The organism is Knoellia sp. B-D-2 (assembly GCF_057714695.1).
In genome coordinates this window covers 22,182-42,091 of the sequence record NZ_CM173189.1, presented here as the reverse complement: position 1 = coordinate 42,091, position 19,910 = coordinate 22,182, and the positions used below count along the sequence as shown (strand labels likewise).

Genomic DNA, 19,910 nt, shown 5'->3' with positions numbered 1-19,910 from the left:
GGCTTTCATGGCAACGACTGAGTCCCGGTCCCCGTGGGTGGCTGCCCTCACCGCAGCCGTGCTGGTGTTCGGTGCGGGCTGCGCCTCGTCCGACTCGTCTGATGAGCGGTCGCAGACCTCCCCCACCTCATCCTCGAGCAGCAGCACGCTGGACCGACCCAGCCCGGCTGCGGAGACCACGTACACCCCCGAGGAGAACCCCATGCGCATCAGCCTCAGCATCGGCGACGCACAGCTCAGTGCGACCCTCACGGAGAGCGCTGCGGCCGAGGACCTGCTAGCCCAGCTTCCGGTGACCGTCGAGATGGTCGACCACGGCGGGGTCGAGAAGACCGGCCCCCTGCCCGAGCCACTGTCCTTGGAGGGTCAGCCCGAGGGAGCCGACCCGTCGCCCGGAGACCTCGGCTACTACGCTCCCGGCAACGACCTCGTCCTGTACTACGGCGATCAGTCCTCCTTCGCCGGGATCGTGATCCTGGGCCGGTTGGACGGCGATGCTGCCGAGCGCATCGGAGCACTGGACGGCCCCGTCACCGTAGTCATCCGGTCAGGCCGAGAGTGAGCCGGTGATGCACCTGCAAGAGTTCCTCGCACACGTTGACGGTGGTGGCCTGATCGAGGCCGGCTCCGACCATCACCGGTTCATGCACGACGCCGCGCAGGAGGCGCTCCGGACCGTCAACGAGCTCAACACGGGGTACCGCACGCCCGAGGAGGTGCGGGCCCTGCTGACTCGGCTCACCGGCAAGCGGATAGACAAGTCGGTGGCAGTCTTCCCGCCGTTCTACAGCGAGTTCGGCAAGAACCTGGCCCTCGGCAAGGACGTCTTCATCAACATCGGCTGCCGCTTCCAGGACACCGGCGGAATCACGATCGGCGACGGCTCGCTCATCGGTCACGGCAGCACGCTGACGACGCTCAACCACGCAGTCGACCCCGACCGTAGGGCCGACATGGTCCCCGCCCCGATCGTGATCGGCCGCAAGGTGTGGCTAGGAGCCGCAGTGACGGTCGTCCCTGGCGTCACCATCGGCGACGGAGCGATCGTGGGCGCCGGCGCCGTGGTGACCAAGGACGTGCCAGCGAATGCCATCGTCGCAGGCGTGCCGGCCGGGATCATCCGGATGACCGGGTTCGACGCCTCGCCACGTTGAATCGGGCGCCTCGTGGGAGGCGGGTCAGCCCGTGTCATCGGTATGGCCGGTCATCGGCAGATCCGGGCTTCCCCACTGCACACCCGTTGGAGGTGGGGACGAGGTCAGTCGGCGGCTACTACGGTCCCCTGGTGGTAGAGAACGTGCCATCCACGGGCGGCGTCGTGGCGCCAGATGCTGGCTCGGCGGGTGACGCGGCCCTGGCCATGCAGGACGTACGTCAGCAACCAGGTGTTCTGGCCGAGTTCCCGGAGCCGGTGGTCCTCGGTCCGCCAGTTCTCGACCACCATCTCGTCGACCGCTGTGTCGGCGAGGCGCCGCAGGATGTTCTCCTTCACGGTGTCTCGGTCGTAGACCCGACCTGAGGCGCCAACCTCCCAGAAGTCATCGGCAGCCTCGAGATCGAACGTGTCAGCCGAGTGGACGAGCTGCCGGTGATGAAACAGCGGTTCTCGCGCCACGAGTTCCTCCATGATGGCGTCCATCTCACCGGGCATGGTGCCGACTGTGCTCTAGACGAGCCGGCCTGTCACCACCCGACCCACCCGCACACGGGAACGAGAGCACCGCAGCGGGGTCGACCCTCGCAGATTGTGGCACCCCTCAGCCCGCTTGGGAGGGCCGTTCGAGGCGCTCGACCCGCTCACGGGCGGTGTCGTACGCCTGGTCGAGCCCGAGGCGGAGCGTGGCGATGAGATCGGGCACGTCGTCGGCTGCGAGCCGGAACGTGCCGATGCAGAGGTTGTTGCGCCAAAGCGAGAGGACGACGACCTGCTGCTCCTGATGCCAGGTCGCGCGCAGCGAGCGACCATCACCGCGGAGGTCGGGGAGGACCGACCCGGTGCGGGGCGTGCGCTGCAGGACCATGTGCCATTGTGACCCCGCCGTTGAGGATCCACCAGACCCGTTCCTGCCCTGCCCGCTACGCGGCAAATGCGGGCGCCAAGGCCACGCGCTCCTACCGAGAAACGGACGTCGCGGAACGCATCGTCTCGTACCTCGATCAATCTCGGCGAGCACCAGTCCTTGACGTGAACCCGGATGCGGCCTCGGCCGCCGAATACTGCGTCCTTATCCGGCAGGCGGCCGTGCACGTGAAGGTGTTCAAGGCGCACTTCGGTTCCACTCCGCTCTCCGCGGTGAAACCGTCGGACGTCAAGGCTTGGACGGTGACGCTGGGGGAGCGGTATGCGCCCTCGACGGCGAGGCGTCGTGACTCCGAAGATCCAGTGCCCGGATATGCCCCTGAAGTCCGAGCCGAGCCTGACGGCCGTGCCGATGCCTTCGGAGCTGGCCCTGTTGCTGTCGGCGAACCATGCCATGTACGGCGCCACCACGGTCGTCACCGCCGAGGACGGACGGGCGACGACGCCCTACGCGATCGAGCGGGCGATCCGGGCGAGGAGGGGGCAGGTCCCCGGGCTCCCGGAGGGCTTCCGGTCCTACGATCTGCGGCACTACCTCGCGTCGCTGCGGATCCCTTCCGGGCTTGACGTGAAGGTGGTCCAGACCAGGCTCAGGCACGCGACCGCTACCACGACGCTCAACACCTACGGTCACCTGTGGCCGGACGCGGACGAGTCCTCACGAGCCGCCGTGGCGGTGGCGTTGAATGCCCGTGAGGACTCGTCAAGGTCTGCGGGGGAGGTTTAGGCCGCTGACCTGCAGTTTTGCTCAGATGTCGTCTTCCTTTGCTACGACATCTGGCACCTCGGGCTGAGGCAGGTGCCTCCTTCGTCGGCCCCTACCTCCGCCCTCGCTGCTCAGATGTCGTAGTACATCTCGAAGTCGTGCCCCTTAGATGGACGTTGATGGCAGTCGACGGCAAACATGCTCTGACCTGCGGATATGTGCTGAGTGACGTGGGCGCTGGTGTGTGCTGGCTGAATCTGCCAAGGACTCCCCAAGGACTGCGCACGGCGGCGTAACCGGTTCGGAAACTGTCACGAACGTCCCAAGAGTGCGAGGGCGCACCAGCAGCTGGCCCCGGGGTGTCACGGCACCCTGCCGACTTTTCCACAGGTGCCCGAACCTCTGGCGGATCGGTTATGTACGTGTGATCGTAGAAGCCATGTTCGTGCGGTGACCGCTTGTGATCGGCACGCACGTGGCGCCGAGGAAGGTCAAGTCCCTGGGAGTGGTGTAGCGCTGCGTGATCGGTGAGGGTCAGGCGGTCAGGGCGGGCATGGTGTCTGCTCCGATCTCGGGGTCGGTGGCGGTGAGGGTGAGTCGGCAGCGGGTCAGGACCTCGAGGCCGAGGTAGCGGCGGCCTTCGGCCCATTCGTCGGTTTGCTCGGCCAGGACGGCGCCGACGAGCCGGATGATCGCGTCGCGGTTGGGGAAGATCCCGACGGCGTCGGTGCGGCGGCGGATCTCCCTGTTGAGGCGTTCGGCGGGGTTGTTGGACCAGATCTGGGTCCACACGTCCTTGGGGAAGGTGGTGAACGCGAGGATGTCGTCGCGGGCGCCGGCGAGGTGCTCGGCCACCGCGGGGAGCTTGTCGGTGACGTAATCGATGAGCCGGTCGAACTGGGCGTGCACGGCGGGGGCATCGGGTTGGTCGTACACCGAGTGCAGCATCGCCTTGACCGCGGGCCACATCGCTTTCGGGGTCACGCTCATGAGGTTGGCGGCGTAGTGGGTGCGGCAGCGCTGCCAGGACGCGCCGGGCAGGTTCGCTGCGATCGCCTCGCGCAGGCCGGCGTGGGCGTCGGAGGTGACGAGCCGGACCCCGGCCAGGCCGCGGGCGACCAGGTCGGCGAAGAACTCGTTCCACGCCGCCCCCGTTTCGGACGTGGCCACCCGCAGCCCCAGGACCTCGCGGTGTCCGTCGCCATTGACGCCGGTGGCGAGCAGCACGACCGCGTTGACGACCCGGCCGCCTTCGCGGACCTTCATCGTGAGTGCGTCGGCTGCCACGAACGTGAACGGTCCCGCCGCGCCCAGGGGGCGGTGCCGGAACTCCTCGACGACCTGGTCCAGCTCGGTCGCCATCCGGGAGACCTGCGACTTGGACAGCGAGTCGATCCCCAACGTCTTGACCAGCTTGTCCATCCGTCGGGTGGACACCCCGGCGAGGTAACAGTCGGCGACCACCGTGATCAACGCCGCCTCGGCCCGCTTGCGACGCTCGAGCAGCCACTGCGGGAAGTAGGTGCCCTGGCGCAGCTTGGGGATCGCGACGTCGATGGTCCCGACGCGGGTGTCGAGGTCGCGATGGCGGTAGCCGTTGCGCTGCGCCGTCCGGTCCGGAGAGGGCCGTCCCCACTCGGCGCCCACGACCGCGTCAGCATCGGCCGACAGCAACGTGTTGATGACCGACTGCAGCAGCGAACGCATCAGATCCGGCGACGCCTCGGACAGTGCTTCGCCCAGCAGGCCTGCAGGGTCGACAATGTGTGGTGCGGTCATCGTGATGACTCCATTCGAGAGTGCTTTGGAAGGTTCACTCGAAGGATCACGCGGTGGCCGCACCTCGTCCATCACCAACTCGGCAACGAACCCGGCGACCGCGCTACACCACTATCGGGGACTCAACTCCGAGGAACTGGGACAACTTCTGAGGAAGTGTCCACAACAAGTGGTTGGAAGGCTTTCGGGATAGACCGAAGGGGAGATATGCGACAGCGGATGCTCGCAAGCATGGCCGTCGTCGCCTGCCTCGTGACCCTCGCCGGCTGCAATTCTGACGAGGTTCCACCCACCGCCAGCCCGACCGGTCCCAGCCCGTCGTCATCGCCGGGAAGTACGACCCCGACGCCGACGCCATCGAGGTCATTGACCCCCGATCAGGAGGACCTGCGCTCAGCGGAGGACGCGATCACCGATTATTGGAGGGTCATCGACGGAGCCGCGTCGAACCCCAACCAGAACCTGAATGTCCTTGCCACCGTCGCGCGCTCTCAAGCATTGGCCCAGTGGCAAACCACACTGACCGACTACCGCACCAAGTCCTGGGTGCAGCACGGCTCATCGACCGTGGTAGGCGCAGTGGCGACCGCCCATGACGGCAAGGAATTCACGGTCGTTGCATGCAGGGACGTCACTTCCGTCGATGTAACTGACAGTTCGGGCAAGTCTGTGGTGCAGCCAGATCGGCCCGTCCGGCAGCAGTTAACCTACTCGATCACGAAGGCGCCCGAGGGATTCTTCGTAACGCAAGACCTACTCAAGGGTGCGCCATGCGCCGAGTAACCCGAGTCATCGCACTGTTGATTGGTCTTGCCCTCGTGTGCGCCCATACCGCCGCAGCCGCGGCACCACCTGTTTCGTGCCCTCCAGGACAGGTGCCCGACCCGAACACGGGATCCTGCATCATCGTGGTCATTCCACCACCGAACCCCGGGACTCCTGGTGAGCCTGGGACTGCTGACGATTTGATTGACACTTTGACCTGGGGACTGCTGAAGGTTTGGTTGACACCTGATCTGTGGGGACGAGAGATCCCCGATGGAAGGATGTCGACATGCCAGCTGCTCACCCGAAAGAGTTTCGTGATGACGTCGTCGCGGTCGCGCGCCGAGGCGATGCGTCGATCGCGCAAGTGGCCAAGGACTTCGGAATCTCCGAGTCCTGCCTTCGGAATTGGCTCCACCGCGCGGACGTCGAGGACGGCCACCGTCCCGGCGTGACCCGAGCCGAGTCCGAGGAAGTCAGGGACCTGCGTCGGCGCAACCGGCTGCTGGAGCAGGAGAACGAGGTCCTGCGTCGGGCCGCGGCGTACCTCTCCCAGGCGAACCTGAGGCTGGGTCAGTCCCCAAAATGACGTTCCCGCTGGTCCTGGACCTTGCCGCCGACGGTGTCCCCGTCGCGGTGACCTGCGGGCTGCTCGGGTTCTCCCGGCAGGCCTTCTACGCGTGGAAGGCACACCCGGTCAGTGAGCGGGACCTGGTCGACGCGTACGCCACCCATGCCGCGCTCGAGGTCCACGCCGACGACCCGGGGTTCGGGTACCGGTTCATCGCCGACGAGCTCACCGACGCCGGCCACACCGTATCCGAGCGGCGGGTGTGGCGCCTGTGCTCGCAGGCGGGGATCGTGTCCGCGCACTCCCGCAAGCGGGGCCGGGCCAAGAAACCCGGGCCGCCGGTGCACGACGACCTCGTCGAACGCGACTTCACCGCACCCGCACCGAACCGGTTGTGGCTGACCGACATCACCGAGCACCCCACCGCCGAAGGGAAGCTGTACCTGTGCGCGGTCAAGGACGTCTGGTCCCGCCGCATCGTCGGGTACTCGATCGACTCGCGGATGACTTCGCACCTGGCTGTCGACGCCCTCGAGATGGCGATCGCTCGACGCGGCCCGGACCAGGTCACCGGATGCGTGGTCCACGCGGACCGAGGCAGCCAGTTCCGCTCACGACCCTACGTCGCCGCGTTGCACCGCCACGGCCTGCTCGGGTCGATGGGACGCGTCGCCTCCTCGGCCGACAACGCCGCGATGGAGTCCTTCTTCGCCCTGCTCCAGAAGAACGTCCTCAACGCCCGCCGCTGGGACACCCGCGACCAGCTCCGGCTGGCCATCGTCAGCTGGACCGAACGGACCTACCACCGCCGGCGGCGGCAACGCGCCCTCGGCAAACTCACCCCGATCGAGTTTGAGACCATCAACCGTGCCGCGCACGCGGCCTGAAACACCACACCGGAAGTGACAACCAGATCGTCAGCAGTCCCCAGGATCCCTTGGAGACCGAAGCGCAGTTCGTGCAACGAGTTAACCATGACGCTCGGACGGAAGAGGCCGGTGGACGCCCCGGGGGCGGACAAGTCAAGTGGCTGGTCGGGGCCAACCAGCGCAACCTTGGTTCGCTACACCAGGACATCTGGCAGACCTCCGGTGTCGAGCTTGCGCAGTCAGGGAAGCTCGCAGTGTTCCCGGTCGGAGGCTGGTGGAAGAACAATGCCGCCAAAGCCCGCGTTGACCAGACGGTTCGGTACGCACTATTGGTCTCCCTCAAGACCGCCGAACAGGACGTCGACCTGTACACCCCTGTTGCCAACACACTCCAGATCCCAACCCCGATCGTGGTCAACTAAGACTGCGGCAGCGGGACATCCTTCTGAGGCATCGTTTTTTCGGGTGATCAACTGGTGTGTGCGACGGAACGGCCACCCATGGCGTGGCCGGGCTGAGTCATTGTGGAAGGGCTGATGCGGCGCTATGACGCAGGCAGAACGACGCGGATCTGGCCGAACTCCGCGCTGCTCGGCCTCACGGCAGGGCGGGGTCGCTCTGGTCCCGCAGGAACCCTTGGGCGGCGTCTTCGTCGATCAGCCCGTCGTCTGCCAGCCACTGCACGGCCCGAACCCGTGCCCTGGCATCCCGCAGCGTGTGCCAGGCCGAGATCAACTCAGGGTGTCCCTGGTACAGCGCATTCCTGAAGCGCCGGAAGGCGCCCTTGCCCTCCAGCGAGCGGCGCAGGCGCTCCCCTGCACCCCGGTCGCTGATGCCGTCGGAGAAGTCGACCATGTCCTGGTACCAGACGTAGGGCGGGAGGGGGTCGATCAGGATCAAGTCCAGCTCGTCGAGCTCGACCGGGTTCTCACCATCGATACCCAGGTCACTGGTCCAGAAAGCAACCTCGCCCGTTCTCGGGTCGATCAACCATCGATGCTCGTAGTCGGTCTGATGTGCGAGAGCGTTGGCGATCTCCTCAACGTCGATAGCGTCCAGGTCGAGCATCCAGCCAGCGTAGGACCGGAGTGCGTCACGTACACCAGTCAAAACGGCCGGCGGGTTGTGCGCGGTTCGCGGCGAAATGGGCGCACGCATGCGCTCAGAGCATCGAGCCGAGGTCTGATCCGACGGTCGGGTAGGCCGCAGTCATGGACTTGACCTGACGGGTGGTCAATCCGAGCTTCATCGCCAGGCCGAGGACGTTGATCAACTCGGCGTACTCGGGGCCGAGGAGGTGCGCGCCGACGATCCGGTCGCTGGTCCGGTCGATGAGGATCTTGGCCGCGGCGGTGGTCTCCCCTGTGCGGTAGTTCGAGTACCAGTTACTAGTGTCGTGGTAGCGGACCTCGAGGTCGAGGTCTTGGTCTCGGGCTTCTTGCTCGAGCATTCCCACTCTGGCGAGCTCGGGGATCGTGAACACTGCGGTTGGGATGGCGGCGTAGTCGGGCACGGTCTTGGCGGCCTTGACCATGTTGGACGCGGCGACCTTGCCCTCGATGACGGCGACCGGGGTCAGCGGCATCCCCGGGGTGTTGGCTGAGTCGCCGGCGGCGTACACGGCCGGGTTGGTGGTGCTCTGCAGGTGGGGGGCGACGCGTACGCCGTGCTCGTCCCAATCGACCCCGGCCGACTCCAGGTTCAGGCTGCTCAGATCGGGTGTCCGGCCGGCGCCGTGCACGATGAGGTCGAACTCCATGGTCTTGGTGTGGCCAGATCGTTCCACGGTGGCTTGGTAGCCGTTCTGGGACTTCTCGATTGCGGTGATGATGGTCGAGCGCAGCAGTTGGATCCCCGCCTCCGCGCCTCGGGCAATGAGGAGCTCGACGAGGTCCGGGTCGAACCCCTTGAGGGGGCGTGGGCCCCGGTCGATGACGGTCGGGGTGCTGCTCGCACGTGCCGCGATGTGGGCGAACTCGAAGGAGATGAAGCCGCCGCCGACGAACAAGATCCGCGGCGGGAGCGCCGTGAGGTCCAGGAAGTCGGTGCTGTCGACCATGAGCTGGTGGCCGGGGAAGTCCAGTGGGCGCGGGCGGGCTCCGGTCGCGATCAGGAAGTGGGTCGCCTGATAGTGGCTGCCGTCGATCTCGAGACTGTTCATGCCGGCGAATCGGGCGAGCCCGTGCAGGGTGTCGACGCCGGTGCCAGTGAGGCCGTCCTCCATGTTCTGCGGGACCGGGTCGGTGAAGCCGTGCTTGTGCTTCATCAGGTCGGCCCAGTTGATCACCAGGCCGTCGTCGTCGATGCCTTTGCCCCGCATCAGTCGGGCGCTGTCGATGATCTCGGCGCCGCGGCGCAGGATCTTCTTCGGGTCACACCCCCGGAGGGCGCACGTGCCGCCGTAAGGAAGTGCGTCGACGATGCCGACGCTCCAGCCCTGTGATGCGCACTTGTTGGCTGCAGCGACCCCGGCCATGCCGGCCCCGATCACAATGAGGTCGTAGGTGCGGCTCATCGCTTACCCTTCGGCGCCACGCCGAGCGCGGCCCGAAGCTGCTCCAGCGTGGGCGCCCCTGCCAAGCCGTCGGGAGTGCGGTAAACCCGGCACGAGATTCCGACCCCGGCGCCAGGTTCGGCGAAGGCATCCACTCCGTCGACCAAGATGCTGGGTGAGCCATGGAAGCCCAGCCGCTCGGCCTCCTCAAGAGTCTCGACACGGTGATGCCTCACGCTGACGTCGGCGTCGTCTGCGGCGATCGTGGCAAGGCGTTGATCGGCAATCTTCCAGTTCGGGCAGTCGTCGAAGTACAGCAACGTGATATCCATGAGCACGACCGTAAACGTTGTACCGTGGTGCAATGTCAAGCTTGAAGGTGGCGCAGTGCTGATTGGAGAACTTGCCGAGGCGGTTTCCCTACCCACCCAAACCATTCGGTTCTATGAGCGCAAGGGCCTGCTGCCCGATCCCGAGCGCGGCGCCAATGGTTACCGGAACTACGACGGGTCCACGCTCACCCGGTTGTACTTCATTGGGGCTGCGCAGGCAGCGGGGCTCACGCTGGCCGAGATCGGCAGCATCATCGAACTTCGAGACGACGGGACCGCGCCCTGCACGCACGTGGCAGGGCTCATCGAGAACAAGCTCTCCACCGTACGCGCACGGATCGCAACCCTCGTCGCCCTCGAAGCAGAGCTCGATGGGCTCGTCGAACGCAGTCATCGCCTCGATCCCGCTGACTGCTCGGACGGCGAGATCTGCCACATCCTCTCGGTGCCGCGCTAGCAGGTCGCCGAGGGCTCGCAACGCCTGCTCCTGTGCCGACGCTGCCCGTGAGCCGCGTCTTTGTGGGTGCTGTGACGCGTAGCGAATGGCTGATTCTCAGCTTGGAACCGGGGAACGCAGGGACCCGCGAGATGCATGCTGGTCCGCCGAGCTCATCGGTTCGCGCGGCGACTCGGTTGCATGGGGCGGTGCATGCTGGGTGGTTGTCTGCGACTCGGCAGGCCAGGCGCGGTCGGGCTGTCGTGAACCGGGTTGTCATGTGCAGGGGGCGGCAGGAGCCCAATGAGTCGATACCGCAGGTCTTGTGCGGGCTGATCGGAGAGGGGACGGCGATCCGCGGCGGCCCGGGTCACATGTGCCACGTCATGGTTATTGTCGGCCAGCGACTGGAGGACGTATGCGAGTGCCGGCCAATCACTCTGGCTGCTGAGGCCGTGGTGGACCTCGTCGGCGAGGGAGGCCCAACGCCTCACGGGGTCTTGGGCGTGTGCTTGGAGGCGGGCTTGAATCGCCACGGATTCGGCTAGGCGTTCGCTCGCTACCTCCGCTGGGGCGCTGTTCCAACGGGTCGCGGCGGTCCGCAGGTCACCTGTGATGGTCTCGAGGGGGGTCATGGTGCGGCCGCAAACGGTGTTGGCCTGAGCGGCCCAGGATGTCGCTGGGCTAGCTGCGATGATGCTGGCTGCTGCCTGAACGGCGGCGTTGGCAGGCAGGTTGGCGAGCCGTTCGTCAATAAGCGTTGCGGCGAGGGGGCGGGCTCTGTCGAGTAGGTCGAGAAGGGCAGCCGGACCGTGGGTGTGGAACACGGACGCGGGGTCGGCCCCCTCGGGCATGTCGACGGCCAGCGGGTCTGCACCGTGTTGGGCGAGAAGCCAGAAGGCGCGTTCGGCGGCGATGCGACCAGCTAGGTCGGCGTCGGTGGCGACGACCGAGTGGGCGCTCAGCGTGGCGAGCTCTCGGGCCTGCTCATCGGTGAGGGCGGTTCCCAGTGGTGCGACGCCGACGTATCGGCCTTGACTGGTGAGGGTCACGGCGAGGGCGTCGAAAGGTCCTTCGACAAGCACTGGCACCGCACCCTTGTCGAGCAGCTCTGAGATGGCCCCGTAGAGCTGCGCGCTTTTGTGGAAGACGACGGTGTCGGCGGTGTTGAGGTACTTCGGTCCGCACCGGTCGTCGTCGGTGAGCTTCGGGTGGCGGCGGGCGACAAACCCCAGGATCTGGTGCTCGTGAGTGATGGGGAGGATGGCGCGGTCGCGAAATCGGTCGATGATGGTTCCGGTGCGCGCGCGGATGGTGAGCCCGGTCTCGAGGAGCTCGTCGTTGGTGACGCCGCGTCCACCCAGATGATCCACCAAGGCAGTCCAGGATGCCGGGGCGTACCCCGCGGAGACGTGAGGACTCGTCCGCCACCCGGGAAGGCGGTCGTCTAGGTAGGCGCCGGCCCAACCGGTGTCCACGCGGGTGGCGTAGAAGTCCATGGCCATGGCGTTGACGAAGGCCAGACGTGCCGGGCCGGCGACGGCGTGGTCCCACGCCGCGGCCCGGTCGAGCATCCGCTGGATCTCCGCGTCGGTGGGTTCCAACACGCCCATGGACTGCCGGTACAGGGCGGCGGCGGCGAGGTCGGTGGCGACATCATCCGCGACTGTGTCCTGGTCCGGACGTGTTTCTTCTCCTTGACTACCGGAGTTGAGTTGGGCCCACTGGTCTGGGGTGGGGGCCTCGACGAGGTGACTTTGGTCGGCGGGCCACCATGGCTCGGCATCCGCGGGCATCTCAGCATCGATGTCCTCTGGTGGGGGCGGCGGGGTCTCGCCCTGGTCGAGGGACGTGGGCTGGTCGGTCAGGACGGACAGGCGCCACACCAGGGCTTGGCACTGGTCGACGTCGACGGCCGGATCAATGGCGCGGGCCATGCCGATGACGCTTGCAAGAGCCTGACCTCGGGCGAGGGCGTGCTCGATGACGGTGACCAGCGACGGCCACCACGGGCTGTCCTGTAGTTGTGCGGCGCGGTCGGGCCCGAGTGCGGTGCCGAGTCGGGCGGTCCAGGTGGGGGTGAGGTCGTGCCGGTCGTCGATCCGGGTGGCGACGGCGGGGGAGAGGTGGCGGCTGATCCGCCACCACAGTGCGGCGGCTACGTGGTCGTCGGGCAGGGCACTCTCGTGGGCGGCGGCTTGGAGGAGGTGGTGGGCGGCCAGGCCTGCGCGGGAGATCGCGGCGAGCCGCTCGGCCAGCACAGGGGTGAACGCGTCGCTGCGGACGGTGGGAGCGATCGCCTCGAGTAGCGGCCCCCACTCGGCCAGTGCGGGGGAGTGTCCGTCGGTAACGCGGGCGTCGAGGGTGTGCTGCCAGAGGGCAGCGGCCTTGGCCGGCTGCTTGGGGCCGGTGGGCCGGTGGTCCGTGCCGGGGACGCCGGTCGCGGCCCGCCAGACGGTGATGTCGGCCAAGGTGCGGGCGTCAAGGCGGCCGCGGCCTTGGCATGCCCAGACGGGGGGCGGCGCGGTGTGGGAACGGTCGTGGACCTGGGTAGCGAGGTCGGTGACGAGGTTCGCACGGGCGGCCAGGTAGGTGCCCCACGTTGGATGGGTGCGCAGGGCGGCGGGGATCCCGGGCAGCCAGGGCAGCGGTCCGGGGCCGGCGTTGCCTAGGCCGGTGTCATCGAGGCGCCAGTCCAGGACGGCGGCGCGGTCGCCGGCAGTGTCGAGCTCGCGGGATCCCACGGCGGTCTGGAGGTGGGTGAGGGGGTCGCCGCCGTGAGCGCCCAGCAGGATCAGGCGGGCGCGCAGGGTCGGCCACGCCGGGTCGTCGGTGATGCCGTCCACGACCCGGTCTGCGCCCGCGTCAAGGCCCGCAATGGTGGACCGTCCGAGGTGGTGCTCGGCGGCGACGTGGAGCGCGTCGACGTATCGTGCGGTGGCGTCGGCGAGCCGGGTGGCGGGGTCGGCCTGCTCCCGCAGCATCGTGGATGCGGAGATGGGGGAGTTGTCGCGGGCGAGGATCCCCTGCAGCAGGTCGATGGCGGTTTGCGGGTGGAGGTTCTCGGGGCGGATGACGGCGTGGGGGTCGCCGTCGCCGACGACCTGCAGGTGGAGATGGTTGGCGTGTCGACCGCGGGTGAGCATCGTGTAGAGCTGCTGTCGGGACTCGGTGCCGGTGGCCAGGCCGTGCATGGTGTCGGCGGAGACGCCTTGGGCGCCGTGGACGGTGGTGGCGTAGCCAAGCTCGGTGGCGCCGGTCACGTACGTGCGGGGGAGGGTGATGACACGCCCGTGACGCGCATGCCGCACCCTCAGCGATCCGTCGACTCCTGCGGCGAGGACGGTCCACCGGTCCCCGTTCTTGACCCAGTCGGTGGCGCTGACCCGCAGCCGGCGCTCGTTGGTGCGGGTGATGACCTGCTCCCCGACGTAGGCGGTGTTCCCGTCCGCCAACCGCACCCCAGCCCCCGAGTTGGTGTTGTTCAGGCGGTGGGCTTGGGCGCGCTGGTTCAGCTCGGAGACCAGCTCGCGGGTGGGGGCGAGCATGATCGAGTCAAGGCCGTTGCCACGGTCACGAGCCCAGGCGGTGAACACGTCGTGGGTGACCACGGCGAGGTCGCCGACGTGGATCCGGTCGCGGTCGAGGTAGAACCCGAGCGCCTCAGGGTGACCGTCGCGCAGCGCCAGGGAGGCGGCGCCTTCGGCGGGGTCGACGAACCGCATCAGCTCGCTCAGGTGCAGTGCTCCGTGGGTGGCGACGATGTCGCGCAGGACCCCGCCGGCGCCGATCGCGGCGAGCTGTTGGTCGTCCCCGATGAGCCGTACGGACCCGCCACGGCCGACCACGAAGTCGACCGCGGCGGCCAGGGACAGGGTGTCGGCCATGCCCGCTTCGTCAACCATCACCAGCGTTCCTGCGCCTATGTTCTCGGCCCAGTCGGGCAGGTCGTGGTCGGCGATGGACCAGGTCAGCTTGGCCAGGGTGTCGGTGCCGGCGCCCAGCTGCTCACGCAGCACCGCGGCCGCAGCAGCGGACGGGGCGAGACCGATGACAGTCCCACCGTCCTCAGCCCATGCGGCCGCAAGAGCCTGCATGGCGGTTGTCTTCCCGGTCCCGGCGGGGGCGATCGCCAGCTGCAGTCGGGCCCCGGAGGTCGCCATCCCACGGACCAGCGCGGTCTGTCCGGCGTTGAGGGTGACCCTGTTCGCGGCCTGCTCCAGCAACGCGATCGCGACCGCGTCCTCGCCTGCTCTGCGACCGTCACAGCGACCCGCCGTCTCGACGAGGCGCTGCTCGGCGGCCAGGATCGCGGCGGCGGTGAACAGGGCCGACCCGGCCGCCTCATAGACGCTGGAGCCGTCGCGGCGGCGCAGCTCCTCGGGTTCGACGACATCGTCCTGGGGGCGGGTGATCCGCACTGAGCGGGCGGTGAGGACCTCCCCGACGAGCAGGTCCACCACCGCCTCCACCTGCTCGGGTGGAAGGTCCACTGCCCGGACCTCACGCTGCGCCTCGGCGCGCACATGCCACACCTGCCACGTCGAACGCCCTCCCTGCAGGGTGTCGAGGATGGTGCTGGCGGTTGAGCGCACCCATGCCGCATCCACGCCCGGGGTGGCAGGTGTGGTCGTGGAGGACAGGGCCGCGGTCACCATCGCGGTCACCGCGTCGGGGCCGCCGAGGACCACTTGGGCCTCTCGTGCCCAGGTGGTGCGTTGCTCGGTCAGGGTGCGCGGTTCGTGCTTGGCGTCACGGGTCTCCAGGGTGGCCTGCTGGGCCAGGTGGATGGACTCGATCACGGTCGGGGGGCGCCCGTGGTCGGACTGGAACGCGGTGGCGAGCTCGCTGCGGCGGGCCTGGATGGAGGCGCGCCGGGTGGACCAGCGCTCGTTCAGGCGCGGGTCGACACCGACGACCTCGCGGATAGGGCGCTTGCTGCGGTCGGTGCATGCCCGCTCGGTGAAAGTGAGCCCGAGCCGGGTCCGCAGGTGCTTCTCGATGGCGGTGTTGTAGGTCTCGGAGGCGGTGACGTTGGCCTTGAACAGCACCCGCCCGTCGATGGCCAGCCACTTCCCGGCCAGGGTTTGCACCTTGTTGGCGACGGCGACGTGGGTGTGCAGGTCGGGATCCCCGGAGCGGGAGTCGCGATGGGTGAACGCGGTAGCGACAAAACCGGTGACGTCGACCTGCCGCACCCCGCGCGCGCCCTCGCGGGTGTAGAGGGCGTGCTTCTCGATGAACGCCAGCGCGTCGCCGACCGCCTCGTGGTGGGCCAGCTCGATCTGGGCGGCGACCTCGCGGGGGGCGACCGCCCACAGGGTGCTGATGCTCTTCACCGGGGAGAAGGTCAGGTCGTAGCCGGCTACCGCGGTGGTGCGCTGGCGGGAACGCTTGGCGATGGTCGCCGCCACCTCGCGGGCGTCGGCTGGGGGGCGGTTGTGCTCGGCAGTGAAGAACTCCACGGCGACCTGGGTGCGGATCTGGGCCCGTTCGTCCACGGTGAGCGGGTAGTCGCGGGGGTGGCCTTGGCTTGCGGCGAGCTCCTCCAGACGTTGGGCGACCTCGAGCCGGAACACGCTGACGTCGCCGGCGTGCACCCGGTACGGCGCGCCCAGCCGGGCAACGCCCTGGTAGTCCTTCTCGGTCAGACCGGGGCCTGCCAGGCGGGCTTGCCGCTGCGCGGCCAGCGGGTGGTGACCGGACCCGAACAGCAGCTGCATCTGCTCCGCGGTGACCTCGTCCCCGACCGCGAGGCCATCGATCCCGACCAGCCCCGACCCGACCCACCGCCCCGGCGCTTCGCCCTTCTCCGCGTAGTAGGTGGCCAGGCCAGGACGGGCGCCCTCGGTGCGGTCATGGGCAGCCACCTGACGGGTCAGGTAGTCATACCCCGACCCCGCCGTCAGCTTGTGAAGGCTCATCGTCACACCCACCAAAGCCACCGACCGCCCTGTAGTGGACAGGTAGCTGAAACTGAAACGACCGGGGGTGCATGAGGTGTGTAGGACATGAGATTGACGGTTTTGGGGGAGGGACGTGACGGCTGGGGGCGTCACGGGGGTAGTTCGCGGTCGGTGGGGTGGGACGGTACTTCGACGTGACAGGTGATGGGTGTCCACAAGTGGGCGGGTCGGTGGCTTTGGGAGGTGCCGGCGATCAGCAAAGGGGAGCAGGGCAGTGAACTCGAACCAGGGGAAGCAGGCCACGCGGCAGGCGGCGCGTCGCGCGGCGGCAGAGGCTCAGGCGAGCTTGATGCGCCAGCGGCTGGAGCGCGACCGAAGGTGCGCCGCCTTGGGCGTGCAGGTGCTGTCCGCGTTGCGGGAACGCGACGACGTCGTGGCGCGGTTCGAGCGCCAGGCCGGCGATGCCCTGCGTGCGTTGGTCGTGGACGAGAGGGTGGGCGCGGCTGAGGCGGCGCAGTGGTGCGCCGGGTCGGTGACCACCCGGGAGGCCGCCCGACTGCGCCGCCTCGCGCAGGCCGCCACCGATGCCGGCGAGCAGTGATCGACGTGCAGGTGGGAGCAGTTCGTGCACAACTACGTGCCGGGGCGTGCGCCGTCCACACATCGACGCAGCCCCTGCGATTCCGTGCGCAGCCGCGCGCATCGTGAAGGAAACGAACCCGTGAAGGAGAGGCCATGAACCCCACACGCCCCACCGCAGGCCCCGACGGCGTGGAGACGCTTCAGCGCGTCGCCCGGTCCCTGATCACCGCAGAGGTCCGCGCCGTCGACCTGCCCGGGACCGACGCTGACCAGTGCGACTTCGCGGTGTGTGCGGCGTTGCTGACCTCGCAGGCGCTGCGGCTGCTGCCAGCGGGGGTCAGCGTCGACGACGTCCCCGCGCCGGCCGAGCGCGACCCGCTGGCACTGCTGCGGAGCGCGGAGCAGCTGATCCGCGCGCACCCGATCGAGGACCTGCCGCCCGGAACCACGGCCCTGGTGACCGACCTACGTGACCTGATCGTCCGGTCCACGCCATGACCGGCCGCGACCACCGCAGCGTCGGAGAGCTCCTCCTGGACGCCGAGCACACCGCCCGCGACGTCCTCATCGACCTCAGCGACCTGAACGCCGCCGCGATGCTGCGCACCTGGCCCGAGGTCGTGCAAACGGCGGCGTCCCTGTGGTCAGTCCTACCCACACCGTCAGTGACCCTGACCGCGAGCTCCTCAGCCACCGACCCGATGGCGCGGGTGGCGGCAATGACCGCGGTCCTGCACCGCGGCAGTCGCAGCGGCCGGTGGCCCGGCCCCGGACCCACTGAGCCCCGGCTGCAAAGCATCGCGGACAGCTTCGCCCGGGCAGCTGAGCTCGTCGACCGGCACGGTGCACCCCACTCGAGCGGCAACCCCGCCGTGCGCGCCGACGCCGATGCCGCCCGCACCCGAATCATCCACACCCTGTACCTCACCGCACACGGTGTGCGGCTCGCAGTCCTCGAGTACGCGCGCTCGATTGAGGCCACCCTGAGCCCCCGAAGCAGGATCACCGCGCCAGGCGGCCTCAGCGTCCCCCGATCCTTCCTGAATCGCCTGGACGCGGTGGAGCAGGTCGCAGGCGCCTACGTCACCCGCACGTACCCCGTCGCCCTGGCCGGTGAACACCGCCAGGCCCCGCTCGGCTCACGGGTCGCGACCGCCCTGGCCGCGTGGGACGTGCACGCCCACCGTGCCATCGCCGCCCACCCCACCGCAGGCCACCTGCGCCTGGTCGCCCGAACCCAGGAGCTGGTCCTAGGGCACGCCGCGGTGCTCCTGTCCGCCGCCGCGCACACCGGTGCCATCGACAAGTTCCAGTACGCCACCCGGCTCGAGCAGCCCCTGGATTCGGCTCGGGCCGCATGGGCGGCCAGCGGCCGATCCTGGGCCCAGCTCGCCGCCCACGGCGCCCGCCCTGACCTGCCCGCCCTGACCGGGGCGGCCGCCGAGGCCCGGGCCGCCCTGCGTGAGATCACCGTTGACGGCTCAAGCACGGCCGCCCGTGACGTGATCGTCGCCCGCATCGACCTGACCGCCGCAGCGCGAACCTTGGCGACGGTGCTGTCCTCGTCCACCGACTTGGCCCACCTGATCCACGATGTCGCCACCGACCCGGCCGTGACCTTCCCTGCCCGGGCCGTCAACGCCGCCGCGATCACTGCGGGCACCACCCCCAGAGGTGGCGTTGTTCCGGGCAGCGGCGACGCCGCCCATGTCGGGATCAAGGACCTGACCTTGAACCGGGAGATCCCTCTCACCCCGGTGGTTCGCGACCGAGAGGCCCACCGCGCCGAACAGTTGATCACCGCCAACCAGGCCGCCGCGCACGCCGGGGTATGGCTGCCGAGGCCGACCATGTCCACCTCATCGCCCAAGGTCAGGATCCCTGCGTCTGGATTGAGGCTCCCGCAGCCGGTGCGTGCACGGTCACGATGAGACGGACCGGCATGGCCTCCGGTCATCCCGGCCGCGGCCTGAACGCGGTGGGAATCCCCGATCGCGGGACGGGGCATTCGGGCCGGCACGACCATGCGGCCGAGCCACCGGTAGACGGTCCACGGAGCGCCCGTCCGATCACCTGCGCAGCGTGACCCAATAGTCCCAGAACTGGACCAGGATGAGTCCGGCGATGAGCACGAGCCATACGGTGACCACGCTGGGGGCATAGGACCCGATGTCTTTGGTTGGCGGTGGAAGTGGGAGTCGGCCGCTCTTGGCGTTCTGGGCGGTTGCCGCGACGAACGCGGCGATGGCTGCGATCCACACGACCATGCAGTAGGGGCACAGCGCCTCGATGCGGTAGAGGCTTTGGAAGATGAGCCAATGCACGAACACGACCCCGAAGGTCGTCCCGGCTTGAATGCCCCACCAGAACCACCCTGGCAACGTCGCCCGGGTTAGTAGGACCACGCCGATGGTCAGGAGGGCGGTGAACCCTGCGACGCCGAGGATGGGGTTGGGGAAGCCGAAGGCTGCGGCTTGTTCGGTGTTCATGACCGAGCCGCAGGACAGTACCGGGTTGATGCTGCACGAGGGCACGTAGGCCGGGTCCTTGAGCAGAGCGATCTTCTCCACCAGCAGGGTGAACGCTGCGGCCAGTCCGACGAGCCCGGTGATCGTGAACGCCCATGCTGTGCCCCGTCCCGCTTGGCTTACTGCCTCTGCCCGAACGGGCGGTGGGGCCTGCATGGTCTCAGCCATTAAGGGCAGCTTCGATCTTGTCGCGGAAGTCCTGCGTCGACGTCGGTTCGAGTTTCTTGCCGTTCAGGAAGAAGGTGGGTGTTCCCTGCACGCCGAGGTCGAGACCGTCCTGCCGGTCCCGCTCCACCCTCTCCAGAGTCGCCTTGTCGGCAACGGCCTTGTCGTAGGCAGCCATGTCGAGACCCAGTTCCTGCGCGAAGCCGCGGAACACCGAGGCCTTGGACTCCTGCTGCTCACCCCAGGCGGCCTGAGTTTCGTACATGCGCTTGTACATCTCCTCGAACTTGTCTTGCTGGGCTGCGGCTTCGACGGCGATAGCCGAGTTGACCGCGTTGGCGTGGCTGTCAATGGGGAAGTAGCGCACGACGAAGTCGACCTTGCCTGCGTACGTGGCCCGCAGCTCCTCCACGACGGGGAACGCGGCACGGCACGACTCGCACTCGAAGTCCAGGAACTCGACGAGGACGACTTTGCCTGTTCCTGCAGCTCCGAGACGGTGGCTGTCGTCGCGGACGAGTTTGCCGGTCGCCGTCCCGGTCGCGGCATCGGCAGGGTCGGCGGGGGCGGCGGTTTTGGCGCCCAGAGTCAGCGCAGCAGTGACGAGCGCGACGAAGGTCGCGACGACGAGTGACGAGACGATGACATTGCGTTTCACGGCGTTAGTCTTCGGGGCTTGCATGGGTCACATCTCCAA

At 68.3% G+C, this 19,910-nt stretch carries 18 protein-coding genes and 1 pseudogene; 10 read left to right on the top strand and 9 right to left on the bottom strand.

Going from position 1 to position 19,910, the window contains the following annotated elements:
• The first annotated feature begins 7 nt into the window (after positions 1-7).
• On the top strand, positions 8-562 hold the full coding sequence (locus tag AC3EU2_RS00205) for a cyclophilin-like fold protein (RefSeq protein ID WP_488177735.1): 555 nt from the start codon (positions 8-10) through the stop codon (positions 560-562).
• A 7-nt stretch (positions 563-569) separates the two neighbouring features.
• Entirely contained in the window at positions 570-1,154 is a 585-nt protein-coding gene (locus AC3EU2_RS00200) for a DapH/DapD/GlmU-related protein (RefSeq protein ID WP_488179521.1), read from the top strand.
• Between the two features lie 104 nt (positions 1,155-1,258).
• Here AC3EU2_RS00200 and AC3EU2_RS00195 read toward each other — a convergent pair whose 3' ends face one another.
• Together AC3EU2_RS00195 and AC3EU2_RS00190 are read right to left on the bottom strand one after the other, a co-directional pair.
• Positions 1,259-1,651 (bottom strand): nuclear transport factor 2 family protein, encoded by a 393-nt coding sequence (locus AC3EU2_RS00195; protein WP_488177734.1) that lies wholly within the window; start codon positions 1,649-1,651, stop codon positions 1,259-1,261.
• A 106-nt stretch (positions 1,652-1,757) separates the two neighbouring features.
• A complete protein-coding gene (locus AC3EU2_RS00190) occupies positions 1,758-2,021 on the bottom strand; it encodes a hypothetical protein (protein ID WP_488177733.1) in 264 nt (87 codons plus the stop codon).
• A 345-nt stretch (positions 2,022-2,366) separates the two neighbouring features.
• Between AC3EU2_RS00190 and AC3EU2_RS00185 the strand changes: the two genes are divergently transcribed.
• Complete coding sequence (locus AC3EU2_RS00185; protein ID WP_488177732.1) at positions 2,367-2,807, top strand: hypothetical protein; 441 nt, start codon at positions 2,367-2,369, stop codon at positions 2,805-2,807.
• 513 nt (positions 2,808-3,320) lie between these two features.
• On the opposite strand, the gene AC3EU2_RS00180 is transcribed toward AC3EU2_RS00185, so the two are convergent.
• Positions 3,321-4,565: an IS256 family transposase gene (locus AC3EU2_RS00180; protein WP_488177731.1), complete on the bottom strand. Its 1,245-nt coding sequence runs from the start codon at positions 4,563-4,565 to the stop codon at positions 3,321-3,323.
• Positions 4,566-4,796: 231 nt separating this feature from the next.
• Here AC3EU2_RS00180 and AC3EU2_RS00175 point away from each other — a divergent pair, with 231 nt between their 5' ends.
• From AC3EU2_RS00175 to AC3EU2_RS00165, 3 genes and pseudogenes are all read left to right on the top strand, one after another.
• Positions 4,797-5,348 (top strand): hypothetical protein, encoded by a 552-nt coding sequence (locus AC3EU2_RS00175; RefSeq protein ID WP_488177730.1) that lies wholly within the window; start codon positions 4,797-4,799, stop codon positions 5,346-5,348.
• 271 nt (positions 5,349-5,619) lie between these two features.
• Positions 5,620-6,788: pseudogene (locus AC3EU2_RS00170) on the top strand (IS3 family transposase).
• 50 nt (positions 6,789-6,838) lie between these two features.
• Positions 6,839-7,192 carry a hypothetical protein gene (locus tag AC3EU2_RS00165; protein ID WP_488177729.1) on the top strand — a complete coding sequence of 118 codons (354 nt, stop codon included), beginning with the start codon at positions 6,839-6,841 and terminating at the stop codon, positions 7,190-7,192.
• 175 nt (positions 7,193-7,367) lie between these two features.
• Here the strand turns inward: AC3EU2_RS00165 and AC3EU2_RS00160 are convergent, their stop codons facing one another.
• The 3 genes from AC3EU2_RS00160 to AC3EU2_RS00150 all read right to left on the bottom strand — a co-directional run bounded on the left by AC3EU2_RS00160 (position 7,368) and on the right by AC3EU2_RS00150 (position 9,596).
• On the bottom strand, positions 7,368-7,838 hold the full coding sequence (locus tag AC3EU2_RS00160; protein ID WP_009774494.1) for a UPF0158 family protein: 471 nt from the start codon (positions 7,836-7,838) through the stop codon (positions 7,368-7,370).
• Between the two features lie 94 nt (positions 7,839-7,932).
• The gene (locus AC3EU2_RS00155) at positions 7,933-9,285 is read right to left on the bottom strand and encodes a dihydrolipoyl dehydrogenase family protein (protein WP_488177728.1); all 1,353 of its coding nucleotides are present in this window, start codon (positions 9,283-9,285) and stop codon (positions 7,933-7,935) included.
• Entirely contained in the window at positions 9,282-9,596 is a 315-nt protein-coding gene (locus AC3EU2_RS00150) for an alkylmercury lyase (protein ID WP_040884048.1), read from the bottom strand. The genes AC3EU2_RS00155 and AC3EU2_RS00150 overlap by 4 nt, the downstream gene beginning before the upstream one ends.
• On the opposite strand from AC3EU2_RS00150, the gene AC3EU2_RS00145 reads away from it, so the two are divergent.
• Complete coding sequence (locus AC3EU2_RS00145; RefSeq protein ID WP_488177727.1) at positions 9,595-10,053, top strand: heavy metal-responsive transcriptional regulator; 459 nt, start codon at positions 9,595-9,597, stop codon at positions 10,051-10,053. The two genes, AC3EU2_RS00150 and AC3EU2_RS00145, sit on opposite strands and share 2 nt — an antisense overlap.
• Positions 10,054-10,205: 152 nt before the next feature.
• Here the strand turns inward: AC3EU2_RS00145 and mobF are convergent, their stop codons facing one another.
• The gene (gene mobF / locus AC3EU2_RS00140; RefSeq protein WP_488177726.1) at positions 10,206-15,956 is read right to left on the bottom strand and encodes a MobF family relaxase; all 5,751 of its coding nucleotides are present in this window, start codon (positions 15,954-15,956) and stop codon (positions 10,206-10,208) included.
• A gap of 256 nt (positions 15,957-16,212) precedes the next feature.
• Between mobF and AC3EU2_RS00135 the strand changes: the two genes are divergently transcribed.
• The 3 genes from AC3EU2_RS00135 to AC3EU2_RS00125 all read left to right on the top strand — a co-directional run bounded on the left by AC3EU2_RS00135 (position 16,213) and on the right by AC3EU2_RS00125 (position 18,451).
• Positions 16,213-16,539, top strand: coding sequence for a hypothetical protein (locus tag AC3EU2_RS00135; protein ID WP_488177725.1), 327 nt, complete (start codon positions 16,213-16,215; stop codon positions 16,537-16,539).
• 134 nt (positions 16,540-16,673) lie between these two features.
• A complete protein-coding gene (locus AC3EU2_RS00130) occupies positions 16,674-17,018 on the top strand; it encodes a hypothetical protein (protein WP_009774514.1) in 345 nt (114 codons plus the stop codon).
• Between the two features lie 167 nt (positions 17,019-17,185).
• A complete protein-coding gene (locus tag AC3EU2_RS00125; RefSeq protein ID WP_488177724.1) occupies positions 17,186-18,451 on the top strand; it encodes a hypothetical protein in 1,266 nt (421 codons plus the stop codon).
• Positions 18,452-18,589: 138 nt separating this feature from the next.
• On the opposite strand, the gene AC3EU2_RS00120 is transcribed toward AC3EU2_RS00125, so the two are convergent.
• Positions 18,590-19,216, bottom strand: a complete 627-nt coding sequence (locus AC3EU2_RS00120) for a vitamin K epoxide reductase family protein (RefSeq protein WP_488177723.1) — start codon at positions 19,214-19,216, stop codon at positions 18,590-18,592.
• Positions 19,209-19,895, bottom strand: a complete 687-nt coding sequence (locus AC3EU2_RS00115) for a DsbA family protein (protein WP_488177722.1) — start codon at positions 19,893-19,895, stop codon at positions 19,209-19,211. The genes AC3EU2_RS00120 and AC3EU2_RS00115 overlap by 8 nt, the downstream gene beginning before the upstream one ends.
• Between the last annotated feature and the right edge of the window lie 15 nt (positions 19,896-19,910).